This window comes from Terriglobia bacterium (assembly GCA_020072815.1).
Taxonomy (GTDB): Bacteria; Acidobacteriota; Terriglobia; order Terriglobales; family Acidobacteriaceae; genus Angelobacter.
Genome location: JAIQGE010000001.1, coordinates 797,043 through 814,853 on the forward strand (window position 1 = coordinate 797,043; position 17,811 = coordinate 814,853).

The following is a 17,811-nucleotide window of genomic DNA, read 5'->3' on the forward strand; positions in this document are numbered from 1 at the left end:
GTTGCAGCGGAAGAACGTCCAGCCGAACAAGGCCCTGCGAGAAAAGCTCGCCGAAAAACGTTCAGCGCGAGAAGAACTGCTCCACGTCCCCCAAGTCCTGGGTCGTCGAGTAGCCCGGCAAACTTTCCAGGAAGACGCGGCCGTAGCGCTGCTTGAGGACTCGGTTGTCCAGCAGCGCCAGAACGCCGCGGTCTTTCACCGAGCGGATCAGCCGGCCGAAGCCCTGCTTGAGCGAGATGACCGCCGCAGGCACCTGGTAATCGAAGAAGGCGTTGCCTCCGCTGGAGTCCACGGCGCGGATGCGCGCGGCCACCACGGGATCATTGGGCACGGCGAAGGGCAAGCGGTCAATGATCACGCAGCTCAGTTGTTCGCCTTGTACGTCCACGCCCTGCCAGAAAGATGCGGTAGCAAAGAGCACGGCGTTGGGCGTGAGGCGAAATTCTTCCAGCAGCGCGTTCTTGGGCGCCGAGCCTTGCAGCAGCATGGGATAAGGCAGCTCGCCCAGCAGGCGGTCATGAATGTCATGCATCTGGGCGTAGCTGGTGAACAGGCAAAACGCGCGGCCCTGGGTGATCTCCAGCAGGCGGCGGATCTTTTCCGCGGCGCGGTTGCCGAAGATGGTGGAACGCGGATCAGGCAGGTCCGGCGGGACATACAGGATCGCCTGGCGCTTGTAATCAAAGTGCGAAGGCACTACCAGTTCGCGGGCGTGGTCCAGGCCGACGCGCTGGCGAATGTACTCAAACTTGCCATGGTCTTCCGCGCCGGCCACGGCCAGAGTGGCCGAGGTTAGCACGGCGGTTTCCAGCGGCTCAAACAACGTCTTCTTCAGAATCTGCGAGACATCAATGGGCGCGGCTTGCAGCACCACGTGGGATTGTCCGCCGCGACCGCGCCGCGCTTCGCCGCGATACTCAATCCAGAACACCGTGTTCTTGTCTTGCGACTCCATGATGAACGCCAGTTGCGCCTGCAATTCCTGCGTGCGACGGGCCAGGTTGAAGACTTCGTCGGGCTTTTTGGGCAGGACCTCCAGTTCGGAGAAGACTCGCTGCAGCGACTGCATGACCGAATCGTAATCATCGCCATGTTTTTCCAGAAAACCATCGCGATCACGAAAAGCAAAGCGGCCTTCGCCCGTGGGCAGCACGCCAAAGAAGAAACGCGCCCGCTCGCGCAGCTTGCCCAGCGCCTGCAACAGCCCGGCCGAAGCAGCCTGCTTGCGCTGCAGGGTGAATTCCACGTCGCGGGCCAGCTCTTCAAAGCGCAGGTTGCTCACGCTGACGCCGAAATAGCTGCCGGCCACGTCTTCCAGTTCATGGGCTTCGTCAAAGATCACGGCATTGAATTCCGGGAGAATGCCGGCGTCCGGCGCGCCCGTCTGGCGCAGGGCCAGGTCGGCGAAGAACAGATGATGGTTCACGATGACAATGTCGCTCTCCATCGCTCGCCGATGCATCTCCGTGATGAAGCAGCGTTCCCATTGCGCGCACTTCTGGCCGGTGCAGCGCTCGGTTCGCGCGTCCAGCTTCTGCCAGAGCTGGTTGTTCTCCGGAAGGTCCTTCAGCTCGGCGCGGTCGCCGGACTGCGTCTCCGGCTCCCATTCGGCGATCTGCCGGTACTGTTCAATCTCCTGCAGGCCGTTCAGCACCGGCTGCTCGGTGAGGTCGTAGAGCTTCTGCCGGCAGAGATAATTATTGCGGCCTTTCATGTAGCAGACGCGCAGCGGGCCCAGGAGTTGTTCAAGAAAAGGAATATCTTTGAAGAACAGTTGTTCCTGCAGGTTCTTGGTGCCGGTGGAGATGATCACGCGCTTGCCGCTGCGAATCACCGGCAGCAGGTAGGCCAGCGTTTTGCCGGTACCGGTGCCGGCTTCCACCAGCAGGTGGCGGCGGTCTTGCAGGGCTTTCTCCACGGCTTCCGCCATCTGCAATTGACCACGTCGAAATTCGTAATTCGGATGCGCCTGGCTCAGCATTCCTCCCGGAGCAAAGAACTGGTGCAAAGTGGGCAGGAGTCTTTTCGCGGACTGATTTCCAGCAGATGTTCCGGGTTGAGGGAAGGAAGACATGAGTGAGAGTTGTTCTTATGATAGCGTGGAAGAAGATGGTAATTGGTATTTAGTACTTGGTACTTGACCTTGGCTCGAAGTACCCAATGAATTCTGCCGGTTGCAACGTTTCAACCTTCAGTGAATAACCCTGTCAAAACTCGTGTTCCTTTGCTGGCCATCGTGGGCCGGCCCAACGTGGGCAAGTCCACGCTGTTCAACCGTCTGATTGGACGGCGGCGCGCCATTGTGGGCGACGAGCCGGGCATCACGCGCGACCGCCTATACGGTGAGATCAACTGGCTGGGGCGCCTCCTTCGCGTGGTGGATACCGGCGGCATTGTTCCCGACGACAAAGCGCTGATCCCCGCGGAAATCTTCCGCCAGGCCCGCGTGGCCCTGGAAGAAGCCGACGCCGTGGTGATGGTGGTGGACGCTCGCACCGAACTCGCCTCACCGGACATGGAACTGGCGCGCCTGTTGCAGCGTCTGGGCAAGCCGCTTTTTCTGGCGGTGAACAAAGTGGATACAGCCAAACAGCAAGCGGCGGCGGAGAACTTCAGGACGCTGGGCATTCGTGAGGTGTTTCCCATCGCCGCCGAACACGCGCTGGGGACTACGGAGTTGCTCGATGCGATTCTGGCAGTGGTTCCCGTAGTAACTGCCAGCGCTGAGGCGGACGCTGCGACCAAGGACCATCCCAACCAGCGCGGAGCACAGTCCAAAGCGCGGCGCCAAGTTGAAGAGGCGCCGGAGACGGGCGAAGAATTCGTGCCTAAGCCTTCCGGCGGCGCGGCAGAGGAACCCGAGTCATCGGAAGCCGAAGCGCCTGAAGTCGTGGAGAAAGAAACCAAGGTGGCGATCATCGGCCATCCCAACGTGGGCAAATCAACGTTGCTCAACATTCTCACGGGCAGTTCGCGGGCCATTGTGTCACCCATCGCCGGGACCACACGTGACGCGATTGACGAGCTGATCGAAAAAGACGGACACACTTACCGCTTCATTGACACGGCCGGGATTCGCCGCAAAGGCAAGACCCACCTGATGGCGGAGAAAATGTCGGTGGTCATGGCACGTAAACACCTTGAGGCCGCCGACGTCGCTCTGCTGGTGATTGACGCGGTGGAAGGCGTGAACTCCCTGGACGCCAACATCGGCGGCTACGCGCATGAGAGCGGGCGCTCCGTGATTATTGTGGTGAACAAGTGGGACTTGGTCGGCCCGGGACGCAAAGACGGCAAGCCTCCGGCCGACCGCAAGGTTTACGAGGAGCGAGCGCGCCACGCCCTGAAGTTTTTGGAATACGCGCCCATGCTTTTTGTGTCGGCCACGGAGGGCAAGAGCATAGACAAGATTTTCCGCGCGCTGGAGCTGGTGTCCGCCGAGAGGCGCAAGCGCATCACCACCGGACAGATGAACCGGTTTCTGGAATCCGTCGACTTCGACCGCGCTGGCGTGCCGCACCGGCAAAAGGTCAAAGTCTTTTACATGACCCAGGCGCACGTCTCGCCGCCGACTTTTATTCTGTTCACCGATAAAGACGTGAAGCTGCACTTTTCCTACGAGCGGTTTCTGGAAAATCAGATCCGCAAAGCGTTTGGCTTTGTCGGCACGCCGATTTGGATCAAGAACCGTCCAAGGAAGAAAGTTGAATTAAAGCCCCAAAAAAGAAGACGCCGCTAACGCAACTCTTAGACAGCTTTTTGTATGCGTTTCCGGCCTGGAAGACATCGTCGAACTGCAGCTGGGTACAAGCGGCGTCAACTCGTCCACGGGCCAGGCGAAGGCGGCGGCATTCCCGCGGGCAGTGGAGCAGGTGGAACAGGCGGAGCAGGCCAGAGGATGGCTCCCAACCGCGGCACACGCCCGCCCAGGAAGTACACCGAATAAGACGTAAAGAACACAGCGAAGGGCGCTATGGCCAGCATGGTCAGGAGCAGAATCAGCGCCACGCCCACCAGCGCGCCGACCACGGCCAGTACGGCTCCCAATATGGCGCCGGCGGCTCCCAGAGTTTTCAGGGCGGTGGCCGCAAGTATTCCTATGAAGACAAGCAGCAGCATGGGCAGCAACAGAATCAGAAAACAGATCAAGAAAATGACGGAAGAAGCGATGCCGCCGACAATGTACAGAACCAGCTTCATGCCCATATAACCGGCAAACGCACCCGGTTCGGCGGAAACCAGAGTGCCAAGGTAGGACCACGCTTCGCCCAAGCTGAGGTCCTCGATCGCCAGGAGCGGCACAACGAAATCGTTGGCCAGCGTGGTGATAATTCCGGCCACTAGGCCGAAGATGAGCAAGCCCAGGAGCAAAGTGGCCAACAGGCCAAACAATGCTCCCAAAGGATCTTTGGAAAAACCCCCGCTTTTGAGGGCCATCCACAGCGGGCGCACGATGATGAAGAACAACGCCAGCCAGCTGGCCAGCATGAAGATGGCCCAGAACCCGAAGAACCGGTTGGTTTGCGGGCCGTATTGCCGCCACGCGCGCTTGATGGCGGGGTCACGCGTGAGCACTGCGTCCAGCTGGATGAAGCGAAAGCGGCAGCTGAGATACCCGAATGCCAGACTCAACAGCACAACCAGCGCGGCCACCAGCACAACCAAGACCAGATGGCCCACAAGCCAGGCCTGGACCATGGCCATTGCTTTGGGCAAATCCTTAAAGGGATCAAACTTCTCCATGCCCGCGGGGAATGAAGGCCGGCTGGTGTTGTAATTCAAGCTTCCGCCGGCGCCTCCGCCCGCAAGCCAGCCAATAAAGCCGATTTTCACCCACCTGGAGACGCGAAAAGGCCGGAAGAGCATATCGGCCAGCCGCTGAAACGCAGGGCTGATGGCATCAATAGGTGACAGGCGTGGCGGCATGGCTGGGAGCCGAGTGTACGCCAGGTTGAAGCCATGATGCCAGAGCTTTCAACGCATTTTCACAAACCATTTTGTGGCGCAGCTTTTTGTCGCGAACCCGCCGGCGCGTGGCCTCATCGAGTTGCGGAAGAAGATCGAACGTGATGTTGGCCGGCTGGAAGTGCTTGGCTTCCGCGTGGCAGAGGTAGTGCACCAACGATCCCATCGCGGTTTCCCGCGGTGGCGCCAGCGGCGGCAGCCCTTGCGCGATGCGCGCAGCGTGCATCCCCGCCAGCATGCCCATGGCGATGGACTCGGTATAGCCTTCCACGCCGGAGATCTGTCCGACGAAGAAGACGTTCGGGTGCTGCTTCATGTTGAGCAGATCAGTCAGCAGCGTTGGCGCGTTGATATAAGTGTTGCGATGGATCTGTCCGTAGCGCAGAAACCTGGCGTTCTCCAGGCCGGGGATGAGCCGCAGCACTCGTGCCTGCTCGCCGAATTTCAGGTGATTTTGAAATCCCACCAGGTTGTAGGAATCGGCGCGCAGGTTTTCCTGCCGCAACTGCACCACAGCATAGGGCCGCTTGCCGGTGCGCGGGTCTTCCAGACCCACGGGCTTCATGGGACCAAAGCGCAGCGTGTCTCGGCCACGGCGGGCGATTTCTTCGATGGGCAGGCAGCCTTCAAAATAATTCAGCTTTTCCCAGTCGTGGCCTTCCACCGGCTGCGCGGCGATGAGCGCGTCCAGGAAGCGGTCGTATTCTTCTTGGGTGAGCGGGCAATTGATGTAGTCGGCGGTGCCTTTGCCGTAGCGCGCCGCAAGATACACGCGCGACATGTCAATGGAATCGGCTTCCACGATGGGGCTGATGGAATCGTAGAAGTAGAGATGATCGCTGCCGGAAAGCCGCGCAATCTCTTGCGACAAGGCATCGGAAGTCAGCGGGCCGGTGGCCACCACCGTGAGTCCGTCGTTTTCGTCAATGCGCGTGACTTCTTCGCGAATGACCTTGATGCGCGGCTCCGCGGAAATTGCTTCCGTCACGCGCGCGGCGAACGCATCGCGATCCACGGCCAGCGCGTGGCCGGCAGGGACAGATGTTTCCTGCGCCAGCTTGATCAGCAGCGATCCCGCGCGGCGCATTTCTTCCTTCAGCAACCAGGGCGCGGTGTTTTCGCTTTCTGATTTGAGCGAGTTGGAGCAGACGAGCTCGGCGAACTTGCTGGTCTGGTGCGCGGGCGTGGATTTCACGGGACGCATCTCGTGCAGTTCCACGTCCACGCCGCGGAGGGCGCATTGCCAGGCGGCTTCGCAGCCGGCGAGTCCGGCGCCGATGATCGTTATTCTGGATGCTCGCGATTGTGTGATCAAGAAACCGCTGTCCTTTTCATCGCTCCGCGATGAACGTCTGCCTAAAGGCCCGCGATTCGCGCGCGAATCGCTAGACGCTGATACGCGGCGGTGGGCAGTCTTTCAGACTGACCCACTGCCGGCGCCGATGATCTTCATTCTTGAACACCGCCAGCGTGCATTCCCCGCTTCGACTGTGATTCGGCCTTTTTTCGACTTTGTTCCGCAGAAGATGAGTCGCCGCCCTTCGCCAGCTTTGACAGCGCGGGCTCCATCAAACGCATGGTCTCCCATTCGTCCATGATGGTGGCGCCCAGAGTGTCATAGAACTTGAGCGCTGGCTCGTTCCACTCCAGCACCTGCCAGCGCATGCCGTAGCAGTTTTCGGCCACGGCAATCTGCGCCAGCTTTTGCAACAGGGCCTTGCCAATGCCGTGGCCGCGCATCTCCGGCAGCACGAACAGATCTTCCAGATAGAGACCGGGCTTGCCCAGCCAGGTGGAGTAGTTGAAGAAGAAAAATGCGAAGCCGGCGGGCTTGCCGTCCCATTCGGCGATGAGGCAGCGATACTTGGGGTCAGGGCCAAAGCCGTCGCGCACCAGGTCGGCTTCTGTGGCCACCACGGCGTCGGGCTCGCGCTCGTATTCGGCCAGGCGGCGGATGAAATCCAGGACCAGCGGTGCATCGAGCGCGGTAGCGTTGCGAATCGAGAGCATGAGAAAGGTCCTATCAGAACTTACAGCAATGGACGCGAAGAACGCAAAGTCAGAGGAGTTTGCCAGAATCGTCGAAATTGCCAAAAATCGCCGCAAGGAAAACGCATGACGAGGGACCGGGAATGTGCCGGCGATTCAACATCTGCTCAAGCGGTCATCCTGAATTGTCTCAGAGCCTCGTCTTCCGCGGGGTAGTCAAAGGGAACAAGCGAAGCGGCCGGCGGATTGGCGCGTTCCCAAGCAATCGTACGGCGAATGGCTTCGTCTCGCGACACTACCTCCTGGTAGCCAAGCTTTTTGCGGATGCGCTCTGAGGACACGACCAGATGTTGCGCGGTGTTGCCCGGCATGAGCAAATGTTTTGGAGTGCGGTCATGCGGCAGCACCACGAACTCGCCGGTCCAGCCGGCGCCAGCAGCAATCCTTCGCGCCCAATCCAGTTCGCTGAACGATTCAGTTTCACACACGTTGTAAATCCTGCCGGCGGATTGGGGTGACGCCACAGCGAGCGCGACGGCCGCGCCAACGTCTTCCACGTATCCGCGTGGCGTGCGCCATGCTGCTACGTCGTCAGCAAAGATGATTTGCCTCCGGCCATCGTCGATGCGCTTGAGCACGGCGCGAAAACGATGGCCATAGTCGCCCGGTCCATAGACCATGGGCAAACGCAACACCGTGCCCGGCAAGGCCTGGTCGCCCAGAATTTCCCGTTCGACTGAAACCTTGTCATAGTGCTCGTCCAGCCAGGGCAGCATCACGCGCACCTTTTTTAGCACCTCTGGAGGGTACGTCTGCGGGTTTGTCCGCAGAGCTGAGTCTTCGTTGACGGGCATTTCCTGCAGGTCCCCGGATTCATGACCGTAGAACACGCCCCAGGCCCGATACACGTCCATGCTGCTGAGCGCGATCACGCGCCCCGTGATATGGCGGAAGGTATCCATCAACTGCTGCGCCTGGCGGCCTGAGCTGAGAACGAAATCCACGACCACGTCAAATTTTTGCCGGCGGAACTCGAGCTGGTAGTCCTGAAGAAACTGGCGATCGCCCCGAATCTCTTCCGCGCCTTCGGGCGCCCGGGTCTTGCCACGATGAAACACGGTGAGCTGGTGTCCACTCTTTTGCAGCGCAGCCGCCGTCGCAGGGCCGATGAAACCGCTGCCTCCGATGAGAAGAACTTTCATCCGTGTGCTTTCCTTCGCCAGAATGGCGAATGTTACGAATTCAGCATATCTCAGCCTTCACAAAATGCCCAAAGGCCATCCCTATCGGGGCGATCACTGTGTATATCGTTATTATTTTCAATGATATATATGGTAACGTTACTAAAGTTATCTTGGACATGTACCAAAGGACAGGGTACTTTGGTAGGCAGAAGAGACCCTTATTCGATTTTCCGGCAGGTGAGCAATCACCTGGATTCAGCAGTACAGGGTAAGGAGCAGTGAAATGGCAACAAGAAGCAGCCTTCGGAGACGGGTGGTCCTTCCGGTCACCATAATCCGAAACGACGGAACGCAACGGCAACTGGCCCACACATTGGACGTAACCTCAGACTCAGCCCGGCTGGCTGGGCTGTACCTGGACATTGAGCCGGGCGAAGTCATAGAAATACTTCGCGGCACGGCGCGGACCAAGTTTCGAGTTTTTTGGGTAGGAGCCGCCAGCACGCCCCTGGCAGGACAGATCGGCACGCAATGCATTGTCCCCGGCAAGAACATATGGGGCGTGGCGTTGCCTCCCGATGAGCCCGACAACCTTAACAATCCTGAACAATTTCGCACCAGCGATCCGGTGGTGCACTCCGTGCATGACGCCGATGAGCGGCGCGGCCATTCGCGGCTGGAATGCAACGCCGGGGCTTCCATTCAAGCGCCCGGAATCAAGCATCCCATCTACGCCCGGATCACTGACATATCCGAAGGCGGCGTCTATGTGACCACCGCCACGGTGCTGCCGCAGAACACTTCGGTCCGCCTGCAGATGAACATTGAAGGTTTTCTGGTGGAGATGCCGGGCGTGGTCAAGAGCAGCGACGCGGCCATCGGCATGGGCATTGGCTTCCTGAACGTGGCGCAGGAGAAACAAAAGAAGCTGGCCCTGGCCATTCAAGGGCTGAAGAGGAAGATGGCGCAATCCCAGCGGGAAGAACCACTTGATCGTCTGGTGATTGCACCTTTTTCAATCGCTGGTTAGTTCGAAAGCGAAGAAGACTGGTTGTGGATTGCAGGCTCGCGCAGATATTGCGCGAGCTTGCGTCGTTTATGGCAGTTGTTTGTGCGGAGTTTTTTCAGACGCGCTCTAGAGGATTACCCGTTCGTCGCCCACACGGCGCGTGACCCGCTGCTGGTCCAGATATTCGAGCAGGGGAATCGCGTACTTCCTGGTCACGCCGATCAGGTCTTTGAACGTGGCGACGTCAATCTTGGGCGATTTGGCTTTCTGCGCGGCCACCACCTGGCGCAGGCTTTCGAGGGCGCTGTGGTGGAACACCAGGTCGTCGGTGAGCTTCACCAGCACGCGGTCGCGCAACAGCAGGGTGACCAGCTTCTGTGCGCGCGTACGATCCACCGGAAGTTTATCCAGGACTTCCTTCATCAGCGGGACTTTCAAGCCGGCGTCGGCAAACGCTTTTTCGATTTGCCCTTTGGCTTTGGCTTCATCGTCTTTCAATTCCACGCCGCGTCCCGCCAGGCGTACCTGCTCGCCGCTGACCTCCGTCTTCTTGTCGCGCGCCAGCTGCGCCAGCAGGGCTTCCATGACGGTCTGGTGCAGGCCGAGCTTGGCCCGCAGCTCTTCTTTGCTGATGCCGCCGACGAGCGGGTTGGCTTTGTGAAAGGCGTCCACCGCAGCCAGCAGACTTTCACGCGCATGGCTGAAAGACTCACTGGCGACGAAAAATTCTCCCGCCTGCGTGATCTGCTTTTGCTGGACCAGCGCCGCAAAAACCGGCTGCAGGACGGAGGGCTTCAAGCCGGTTTCGCGAACGGCAGCAGGCATGTCCAGGCCGTCTTTCCCGCGCCGCGCAACGCGCGCCAGCAACGCGTCTTGTCTTGATCCGCCGGCCAGTGCCTTGAGCACGGCCAAGCGTGCGTCTTTTTTTTGTCGCGCCAGCGGGAATGCGTCCAGCACCAGCGCGCCGCCAATGGTCACGACTGGAGAAAACTGCCGCAGGATGGCGTGATCGCCCGGCAGCAAGAGCAAAGGTTCTTCCGTGCGCAGTTGGGCGAAAGTCGTGCTTCCCGGTTTGATTTCATTGCCTTCATGCAACGCGACTTCGGCAATGGTCTCCGACGCAAACACATGCAGGTGGACGCGCGCACGGTTCTTCAGCGGCTTGGCGTCTTTGAGCAAGGAGAGCTGCACTTCGATGCGTTGCGTGGTGTCCAGTAGCCCGGGAGAAGCGAGCGTCATGCCGCGCGCCAGGTCTTCCATGGGAACGCCGGCCAGGTTGAGCGCGGTGCGCTGCCCGGCAACGGCTTCGCCAGCCGGAGCGCCGTGGACCTGCACGCCGCGTACCCGTGCGCGTTGCCGCGCCGGGAAAATCTCAACTTCTTCCTCTTTTTTGATTTTGCCGGCGATCAGCGTGCCGGTGATGACCGTGCCAAAGCCTTTCATCACAAAGACGCGGTCTATCGGCAGGCGGAAGAGAGCTTCAGTATCGCGCGCCGGAACCTCGGCGGCCAGCCGCGCGATCTGGCTCTTCAATTCGTCCAGTCCGGCGCCGGTAAGGCTGCTTACGGCGACGATCGGCGAGCGGCTGCTATCGAGGAACGACCCGCGCACAAAGTCTTCCACTTCCAGCTTCACCACGTTGAGGGTTTCTTCGTCCACCATATCGCTCTTGGTGATGACGGTGATGCCGCGCGGGATGGAAAGCAGCCGGCAGATTTCAAAATGTTCGCGGGTCTGCGGTTTGATGGATTCGTCGGCGGCAATGACCAGCAGCACCAGGTCAATCCCGCCCACGCCGGCCAGCATGTTGCGCACAAAACGCTCGTGGCCGGGGACGTCAATAAATCCGAGGCGTAGATTCTCACCGCTGGGCGCGGGAAGCTCAAGGTGGGCGAAGCCCAGATCAATGGTGATGCCGCGGCGTTTCTCTTCTTCCAGACGGTCGGCGTCAATGCCGGTGAGGGCCTTGACCAGCGAAGTCTTGCCGTGGTCAATGTGTCCGGCCGTGCCGATGATGATGGACTTCATTTCGTTCCGGCCGCCGATTGCGGCTTCATCCGCTCTTGGAAGTAGGCGTCATAAAAATCCAGCCCGGCTTTGTTGATGTGCGAGCCGACGGCGACCTGATCGCCCAGTTCCAGTACCGCGTCTTTCTCCGGGTCATAGGCAGGCCATTCCGGGAGTCCCTTGGCGTTGGGGTTTCCGGTGGCGGCGAAGTTCACCCAGTAGCCGGCCATCGCGTCACTCAACTTGTGGTCCACGTCTTCCCAGGGGAACGGCCAGACGAAGTTGCCGAAGACATAAGGAATTTCCGACGCATGGAATGCGCCGAGGCGCGCGCTCTGCCGTCCGGGCGGGCGACGCGTGAAGTAGTAGCGGTACACCGGATGGTGTCCGGTCTTGACCTGCATGCGCGCCCACGTGCGCATCTCCCAGCCAAAGGTCAGGTCGCGAAAGCTGGCCAGGTACGAGGCCAGGGCTTCCTGATCGGAGCCGGCCGGATAGACCTTGAAGAACTGATCGGCCAGATCGCCAAGGCGCTGGCGCGCTCCGGCGGAGAACACGGCTGCCGTCAGGAACCCGGCTGGAGGAGCAAAGATGGTGCCTTCATCGGCGTTGTTTCCGACCAGCAGCGGCACGTCATTCTGCTTGCCTTGAGCAAAGGTGCTGTAAACGTCCTGCGGCAGAAACCAGCCGTCCACGTTGGCGCGGGCGGTGTCAGGGTTGGTTTTGGCCAGTTCTTCCGCGGGCATCGCTCGCAGGGCCTTGAGGACATCTTTTTTCGCTGCTGGAGCCGCCGAGGACGGATTGCTTGGCCCGTCAGCGGCTGAGCTGGACGCGGCGGCGGTGGTCGCACCTGGCCCCGCGTTGGTTACTAAGGTCGCGGCGATTCGCTCACCTTCTTTTTCGGCTTTCTCTTGCGTCAGCATCGGTGCAAACAGACCGCCGCTTTCGCCGATGGCGCGCGCGAACAGTCCTTTGGCCAGCGGGCTGGCGGTGAGGGCGCACACGCTCCATGAGCCGGCTGATTCGCCGAAAATCGTTACGCGATTGGGATCGCCGCCAAAGGCCGCAATGTTCTTCTTCACCCATTGCAGCGCCGCAACCTGGTCCAGCAATCCGTAATTTCCTGAAGCATGGTGCGCGGACTCCGACGCGAGCTCAGGGTTGGCAAAGAAGCCGAAGATGCCCAGGCGGTAATTGAGCGTGACCACCACCACGCCTTTGCGGGCGAGGTTTTCGCCGTCATACATGGGTGTGGTGGAGGAGCCGCGGGTCAAACCTCCGCCGTGGATCCAGACCATGACGGGCAGGCGGTCATTAGCGGTCTTGGCCGGCGTCCATAGGTTCAGGTGGAGGCAATCTTCGCTCATGGTGGAGATGTCATTCTGGAAGATGGCGGCCGCGGGCGGATAAGGGACCTGCCAGCAGGTGGCGCCGAACTTGCCGGCGTCGCGAACGCCTTGCCACGCAGCCGGCGGCTGCGGCGGCCTCCAGCGGAGATCGCCCACCGGCGGCGCGGCGTAAGGAATCCCGCGATAGACGCGTACGTCAGCGTTGGCGCCGGGGACTCCGGAGAGCAGACCTTGCTCCACGCGGACGGGATCTTTCCCGGCGGCGAATGATGGCGGGGTTGTCACGGTGGATACGAATCCTAGAAGAAAGAGTGCGATAAACCAAAGCTTCATATTGCGTGCCCTCGCGGTGCGGTATAGCTGGTCAAAGTTGAATCGGATTCTTTCACAGGGGCGAGGGTGCGGCAAGGAGGGAGTTTATAACATATTTTATATACAACGTTGCCGAGTCCTGATAGAGTGCGGGTGTGAGCAAGACCCCGACCAAATCCCCAGCGGAAATCCACTGGGAAGGAGATTCGCGGGAAGTGATCACCGGCTTTCCTGATCCCGGTCCGTGCCGACCTGGGCTTTTCGCTTTGGCAATTGCAGCAGGGCGAGATGCCGGCTTCAGCAACGCGCCGGATGCAATCTGTCGGTTCCGGTGTGTGGGAACTGAAAGAGCAAGACGAGCGATCTTGGTATCGCGTTATTTATCTCGCGAAGATCGACACTGTGATTTACGTTCTGCATTGTTTTGAAAAGCGAAGCCGGAAGACCGATAGGCGCGATCTGGAGATTGCACAGGAAAGGCTGGCTCGCGTGCGGCAGCGTATCCAACAACAGAAGAAGGACAAGAAACATGGCCAGAAGAGCAAATAGGCCCGGGCATGTGACCAAGGCCGACATTTTTGATGATTTAGAGTTTTCCCCGTCCGAGGCTGCATCACTCAAGATTAAGGCGAGGATCTTGAGCGCTCTGTTGAAGCGGATACAGCAGCAACGTTATACCCAGGCTCGCTTGGCGGAGCTACTTGATGATTACCAGCCAAACATCAGCAATCTGCTTAATGGAAAGATCTCGAAAATGAGCATCGAGAAGCTGCTCACGTATGCGCATCGTTTGAATCTGGATGCGGAGATTACGATGAAGATGAGGCCGCGTTCGGCACGGTCAAAGAAAGTCCGAGTAGCCTGATGGCGGCCGCGATTTGGCAGTGCCGGGTGGCAAGAGCTGGCATTTTAAGACCATATTTTTGCTTGAAATTTGCCTGGAATTGTGCTACGATAAGTGGTTTATTTACTATCATATAGCCTTATCTTGCCGTCGAAGGCAAGGGAGTGCTCCAACTGGAATGATCCCCGGGGATGACTTGAGCTAAGTCCTTATTTTTCGGGGATGAACGGGGAGGGGGAGGGTATCGCACGTGATCGCCGACATCGCCGTGATCGGAAAACCTCTAACCACAAAGGACACGAAGGAACACAAAGGGGGACAGTCAAACCGCTCAAACCCGCTTAATTCTGAATGTTGGAACATGCGAAAATAGAATCACCGCCTATGTCTACTGTGCAAATCTCCGCGATTACCCCTGAAGTCATCGCCGACCACGGCATCACGCCGGAAGAATATGGACGCATCAAGAGCGCGCTGGGCCGCGAGCCCTCGCTCACCGAACTGGGCGTCTTCAGCGTGATGTGGAGCGAGCACTGCTCGTACAAGTCGTCGCGCGTGCATTTGAAGCGCCTGCCCACGCGCAGCAAGCTGGTGGTGCAGGGACCGGGGGAAAACGCCGGCATCATTGACATCGGCGACGGCTGGGCATGCGCGTTCAAGATTGAGTCGCACAACCACCCGTCGTTCATTGAGCCGTTTCAGGGAGCGGCCACCGGAGTCGGCGGAATTCTGCGCGACATCTTTACCATGGGGGCGCGGCCGCTGGCGGTAATGGATTCGTTGAGATTTGGACCCATCACGCCAGGGCCAATCACGCCAGGCGCGAAAGCGCCGGACGACAACAATGCCCAGGCCACCATCCACAAGAACCACTCGACCATGGAAGGCGTGGTCAGCGGCGTGGCCTCTTACGGCAACTGTTTCGGCGTGCCCAACCTGGGCGGCGAAACCAAGTTTGAGTCCTGCTATTCGCAGAACCCTCTGGTCAACGCTTTCGCGCTGGGCCTGGTGCGTCGCGACCAGATCTTTTACGCCAAGGCCGCGGGCGAGGGGAACCCAGTCATCTACGTGGGCGCCAAGACTGGGCGCGACGGCATCCACGGCGCCACCATGGCCAGCGAAGAGTTCAGTGAAGGCTCAGAGGCCAAGCGGCCCAACGTGCAGGTGGGCGATCCGTTCCTGGAAAAACTCTTGCTCGAAGCGTGTTTGGAAGCCATGCACACCGGCGCCGTCGTGGGCATACAGGACATGGGCGCTGTTGCTCGTCGCCGAGAGCGGGCGCGAGCAGGAAGTGCTGCGCGTCTTCGAGAAATGGGGACTGGACGCGGTGATCGTAGGAAAGGTCACCAGCAGCGGCCGATTGCGTGTGCTGGAACACGGCAAGCTCGTCGCCGACATACCCAACACTGCGCTGACGGATGACGCGCCTTTGTACAACCGCCCCGTGGGGATTTGGGAGCCGCCGGTATCGCGCACCAAGCCAGCGAATATTCGCTTCACGGACGGCGATCTCACTGCCAACTTCAAGCGCCTGCTGGCTTCGCCGAACATCTGCTCCAAGCGCTGGGTGTTTGAACAATATGACTCCATGGTGCAATCGAACACCGTGGAAGGTCCGGGCGCGGACGCCGGCCTGATGCGCATCAAGGGCAGCAAGCGCGCGCTGGCCATGGCTTTGGACGGCAACGGCCGCTGGTGCTGGCTGTCTCCGAAGCTGGGCGCCATGCATGCCGTGGCCGAAGCCGCCCGCAACGTGTCGTGCACCGGAGCCACTCCGGTGGCAGCCACCAACTGCCTGAACTTTGGCAATCCGGAGAAGCCGCAGATCATGGGACAATTTTCAGCCGTGGTGGACGGCCTGGCGGAAGCCTGCACCGCGCTGGAAACTCCCATCACCGGCGGGAACGTAAGCCTGTACAACGAAACCCTGGGCGAGGGAATTTATCCCACGCCGGTGGTCGGCATTGTGGGGATCCTGGAAAACGTGGACGACGCCATGACCTTCCACTTCCGCCAGCCCAATCGTGATGTCCTCATTTTGAGTGGTGGTGCGAGAACAGATTCCGCGCAGGCGGAAGCCGAATTTGGGTCGTCGGAATACGCCAAGGAAGTGCTGGGCGCGGTTTGGGGCCAGCCGCCGGCGCTGGACCTGAAGCAGGAAGCGGCGCTGCAAAAGTGCCTGCGCGAGCTGATCCACAGCCACAGCATCGAATCGGCGCATGATGTCTCCGATGGCGGGCTGGCGGTCGCGCTGGCAGAAGCCGGCTTCGTGCAGCCTGGTCTGGGAGCGGAGATCGACCTTAACTCCAATGGTTTGTTCGCCGAAACGCTGCTGTTTGGCGAGGACGCCAGTCGCATCGTGGTTACCTGCGACTTGGAAAAGACTGAGAGCATCAAAAGAACAGCGTTACAATGGGGCCTGACAGCGGACCGGATCGGGCGCACTGTTCCTGGAAAACTGGTGATCAAGATTGATGGCAAGGTAGCCATTTCCGCGCCGGTGTCAGAGTTGAAGCAAGTATGGGAAACGGCGCTGACTGCGGCGTTGGCGGGAAGCGGTAGTTAGTACTTGGTACTTAGTATTTGGTACTTGGTATTTGGTTACTGCTGAAGGACGACATGGATGACAAGGGTTTGAAATCTTTGTGACTGGTTGAGACTCTATCGCGGGCAGGTGGGGCCGATGGCATTTGACAAACTCAAGGAATATTGTGGCGTTGTCGCCGTGCACACGCACGCGGAAGCAGCCACGCTCGCGTATCTGGGTCTGCACCAGTTGCAGCATCGCGGCCAGGAGTCGGCGGGCATGGTTTCCTCCGATGGCGGACGCCTGCACCTGCACAAAGCCATGGGTGAAGTTGCGGAGATTTTCACCGAAGAAGTGCTGGCCAAGCTTCCCGGCAGCATCGCCATTGGGCACACGCGTTACTCCACGGCCGGCGACTCCGCCGTACTCAATGCCCAGCCCATCATGGTGGACTGCAACAAAGGCATGATCGCGCTGGCCCACAACGGCAACCTGGTCAACGCGTGGGAAATCCGCAGCCGACTGGAAGCCCAAGGTTCCATTTTCCAGACGACCAGCGACACGGAAGTCATCGTGCACCTGATCGCGCAGTCCAAGGAACAGACTTTGCCGGAAGCAGTGTGCGACGCGCTGCGCCGCATTGAGGGCGCGTTTTCGCTGGTCATGATGACCCGCGACCGCGTTTTTGCCGTACGCGATCCACGCGGCTTCCGCCCGCTGTCCATGGGACGCATCCACAACGGCGGCGGCTCGGAGCGTGACACCATTGTCTTTGCTTCCGAGACCTGCGCGTTTGATCTGATCGGCGCCGTGTACGAGCGCGACGTGAAGCCGGGCGAGATGGTGGTGGTGGGACCGGAAGGCGTTTCTTCGCGCTTCTTCGCCGCGGAGATGAAGCAGTCCAGCTGCATCTTTGAGCACGTTTACTTTTCGCGTCCGGACAGCGTGGTCTTTGGACGTTCGGTGCAGGCCAGCCGCGAGGCCCTGGGCCGCCAGTTGGCAAGGGAATCCGGTATTCCAGCGGACGTGGTGGTCCCCGTGCCGGACTCCGGCGTGACCGCTGCGCTGGGCTATGCCGCGGAAGCGGGGATTCCGTTTCGCTTTGGCCTGATCCGCAATCATTACGTGGGCCGCACTTTTATTGAGCCGGAGCAGCGGGTGCGCGACTTCGGCGTGAAACTCAAGCTGAACCCGGTGCGCAATTTGCTCGCGGGGAAACGAGTGGTCCTGATTGACGACTCCATTGTGCGCGGCACCACCAGCCGGAAGATTGTCCGCATGGTGCGCGACGCCGGCGCCCAGGAAGTGCACATGCGCATCTCCTGTCCGCCCACCATTTCGCCTTGCTATTACGGCGTGGACACTCCGTCCAAGGGCCAGCTGATCGCGGCGAACAAGACCATTACCGAGATCCGCGACTACATCGGCGCGGATTCCCTGGCGTATCTTTCGTTGAAAGGGATGAAGGAAGCCTGCGCCGAAGGGGAGAAGACCACCTACTGCACGTCGTGCTACACCGGAATCTATCCCACAGAGTTTGTGCCGCTGGAGACGCTGATTCCGCCGCCGGTGGAAATCAAGAAGCCGTAGGGCGTTTTCCGCCAGGCGCGTTTTGCGCTAAGATT

Annotated in this window: 12 protein-coding genes and 1 pseudogene; 6 read left to right on the top strand and 7 right to left on the bottom strand. The window is 59.9% G+C overall.

Annotation, left to right across the window (positions count from 1 at the left end):
- Positions 1 to 61: 61 nt before the first annotated feature.
- A complete protein-coding gene (locus tag LAO20_03400) occupies positions 62 to 2,074 on the bottom strand; it encodes an ATP-dependent DNA helicase (GenBank protein MBZ5530455.1) in 2,013 nt (670 codons plus the stop codon).
- A gap of 90 nt (positions 2,075 to 2,164) precedes the next feature.
- Here LAO20_03400 and der point away from each other — a divergent pair, with 90 nt between their 5' ends.
- Entirely contained in the window at positions 2,165 to 3,739 is a 1,575-nt protein-coding gene (der, locus tag LAO20_03405; GenBank protein ID MBZ5530456.1) for a ribosome biogenesis GTPase Der, read from the top strand.
- Between the two features lie 77 nt (positions 3,740 to 3,816).
- Here der and LAO20_03410 read toward each other — a convergent pair whose 3' ends face one another.
- The 4 genes from LAO20_03410 to LAO20_03425 form a co-directional block, all read right to left on the bottom strand.
- Positions 3,817 to 4,926 (bottom strand): hypothetical protein, encoded by a 1,110-nt coding sequence (locus tag LAO20_03410; GenBank protein MBZ5530457.1) that lies wholly within the window; start codon positions 4,924 to 4,926, stop codon positions 3,817 to 3,819.
- Positions 4,901 to 6,277, bottom strand: coding sequence for a methylenetetrahydrofolate--tRNA-(uracil(54)-C(5))-methyltransferase (FADH(2)-oxidizing) TrmFO (trmFO, locus tag LAO20_03415; GenBank protein ID MBZ5530458.1), 1,377 nt, complete (start codon positions 6,275 to 6,277; stop codon positions 4,901 to 4,903). Before trmFO ends, LAO20_03410 begins: the two co-directional genes overlap by 26 nt.
- A 137-nt stretch (positions 6,278 to 6,414) precedes the next feature.
- Positions 6,415 to 6,975 carry a GNAT family N-acetyltransferase gene (locus tag LAO20_03420; protein ID MBZ5530459.1) on the bottom strand — a complete coding sequence of 187 codons (561 nt, stop codon included), beginning with the start codon at positions 6,973 to 6,975 and terminating at the stop codon, positions 6,415 to 6,417.
- A 146-nt stretch (positions 6,976 to 7,121) separates the two neighbouring features.
- Positions 7,122 to 8,156: an NAD-dependent epimerase/dehydratase family protein gene (locus tag LAO20_03425; protein ID MBZ5530460.1), complete on the bottom strand. Its 1,035-nt coding sequence runs from the start codon at positions 8,154 to 8,156 to the stop codon at positions 7,122 to 7,124.
- A 265-nt stretch (positions 8,157 to 8,421) separates the two neighbouring features.
- Here LAO20_03425 and LAO20_03430 point away from each other — a divergent pair, with 265 nt between their 5' ends.
- The gene (locus LAO20_03430; protein MBZ5530461.1) at positions 8,422 to 9,168 is read left to right on the top strand and encodes a PilZ domain-containing protein; all 747 of its coding nucleotides are present in this window, start codon (positions 8,422 to 8,424) and stop codon (positions 9,166 to 9,168) included.
- Positions 9,169 to 9,273: 105 nt separating this feature from the next.
- Here the strand turns inward: LAO20_03430 and selB are convergent, their stop codons facing one another.
- Both selB and LAO20_03440 read right to left on the bottom strand, forming a co-directional pair.
- The gene (selB, locus tag LAO20_03435; protein MBZ5530462.1) at positions 9,274 to 11,175 is read right to left on the bottom strand and encodes a selenocysteine-specific translation elongation factor; all 1,902 of its coding nucleotides are present in this window, start codon (positions 11,173 to 11,175) and stop codon (positions 9,274 to 9,276) included.
- A complete protein-coding gene (locus tag LAO20_03440; GenBank protein ID MBZ5530463.1) occupies positions 11,172 to 12,836 on the bottom strand; it encodes a carboxylesterase family protein in 1,665 nt (554 codons plus the stop codon). The genes selB and LAO20_03440 overlap by 4 nt, the downstream gene beginning before the upstream one ends.
- Positions 12,837 to 13,088: 252 nt before the next feature.
- Here LAO20_03440 and LAO20_03445 point away from each other — a divergent pair, with 252 nt between their 5' ends.
- From LAO20_03445 to purF, 4 genes and pseudogenes are all read left to right on the top strand, one after another.
- Positions 13,089 to 13,364, top strand: a complete 276-nt coding sequence (locus tag LAO20_03445; protein MBZ5530464.1) for a type II toxin-antitoxin system RelE/ParE family toxin — start codon at positions 13,089 to 13,091, stop codon at positions 13,362 to 13,364.
- On the top strand, positions 13,345 to 13,680 hold the full coding sequence (locus tag LAO20_03450; GenBank protein ID MBZ5530465.1) for a helix-turn-helix domain-containing protein: 336 nt from the start codon (positions 13,345 to 13,347) through the stop codon (positions 13,678 to 13,680). Before LAO20_03445 ends, LAO20_03450 begins: the two co-directional genes overlap by 20 nt.
- Before the next feature lie 363 nt (positions 13,681 to 14,043).
- Positions 14,044 to 16,225, top strand: a pseudogene (locus tag LAO20_03455) (phosphoribosylformylglycinamidine synthase subunit PurL).
- Between the two features lie 117 nt (positions 16,226 to 16,342).
- A complete protein-coding gene (gene purF / locus LAO20_03460; protein ID MBZ5530466.1) occupies positions 16,343 to 17,776 on the top strand; it encodes an amidophosphoribosyltransferase in 1,434 nt (477 codons plus the stop codon).
- Positions 17,777 to 17,811 lie beyond the last annotated feature (35 nt).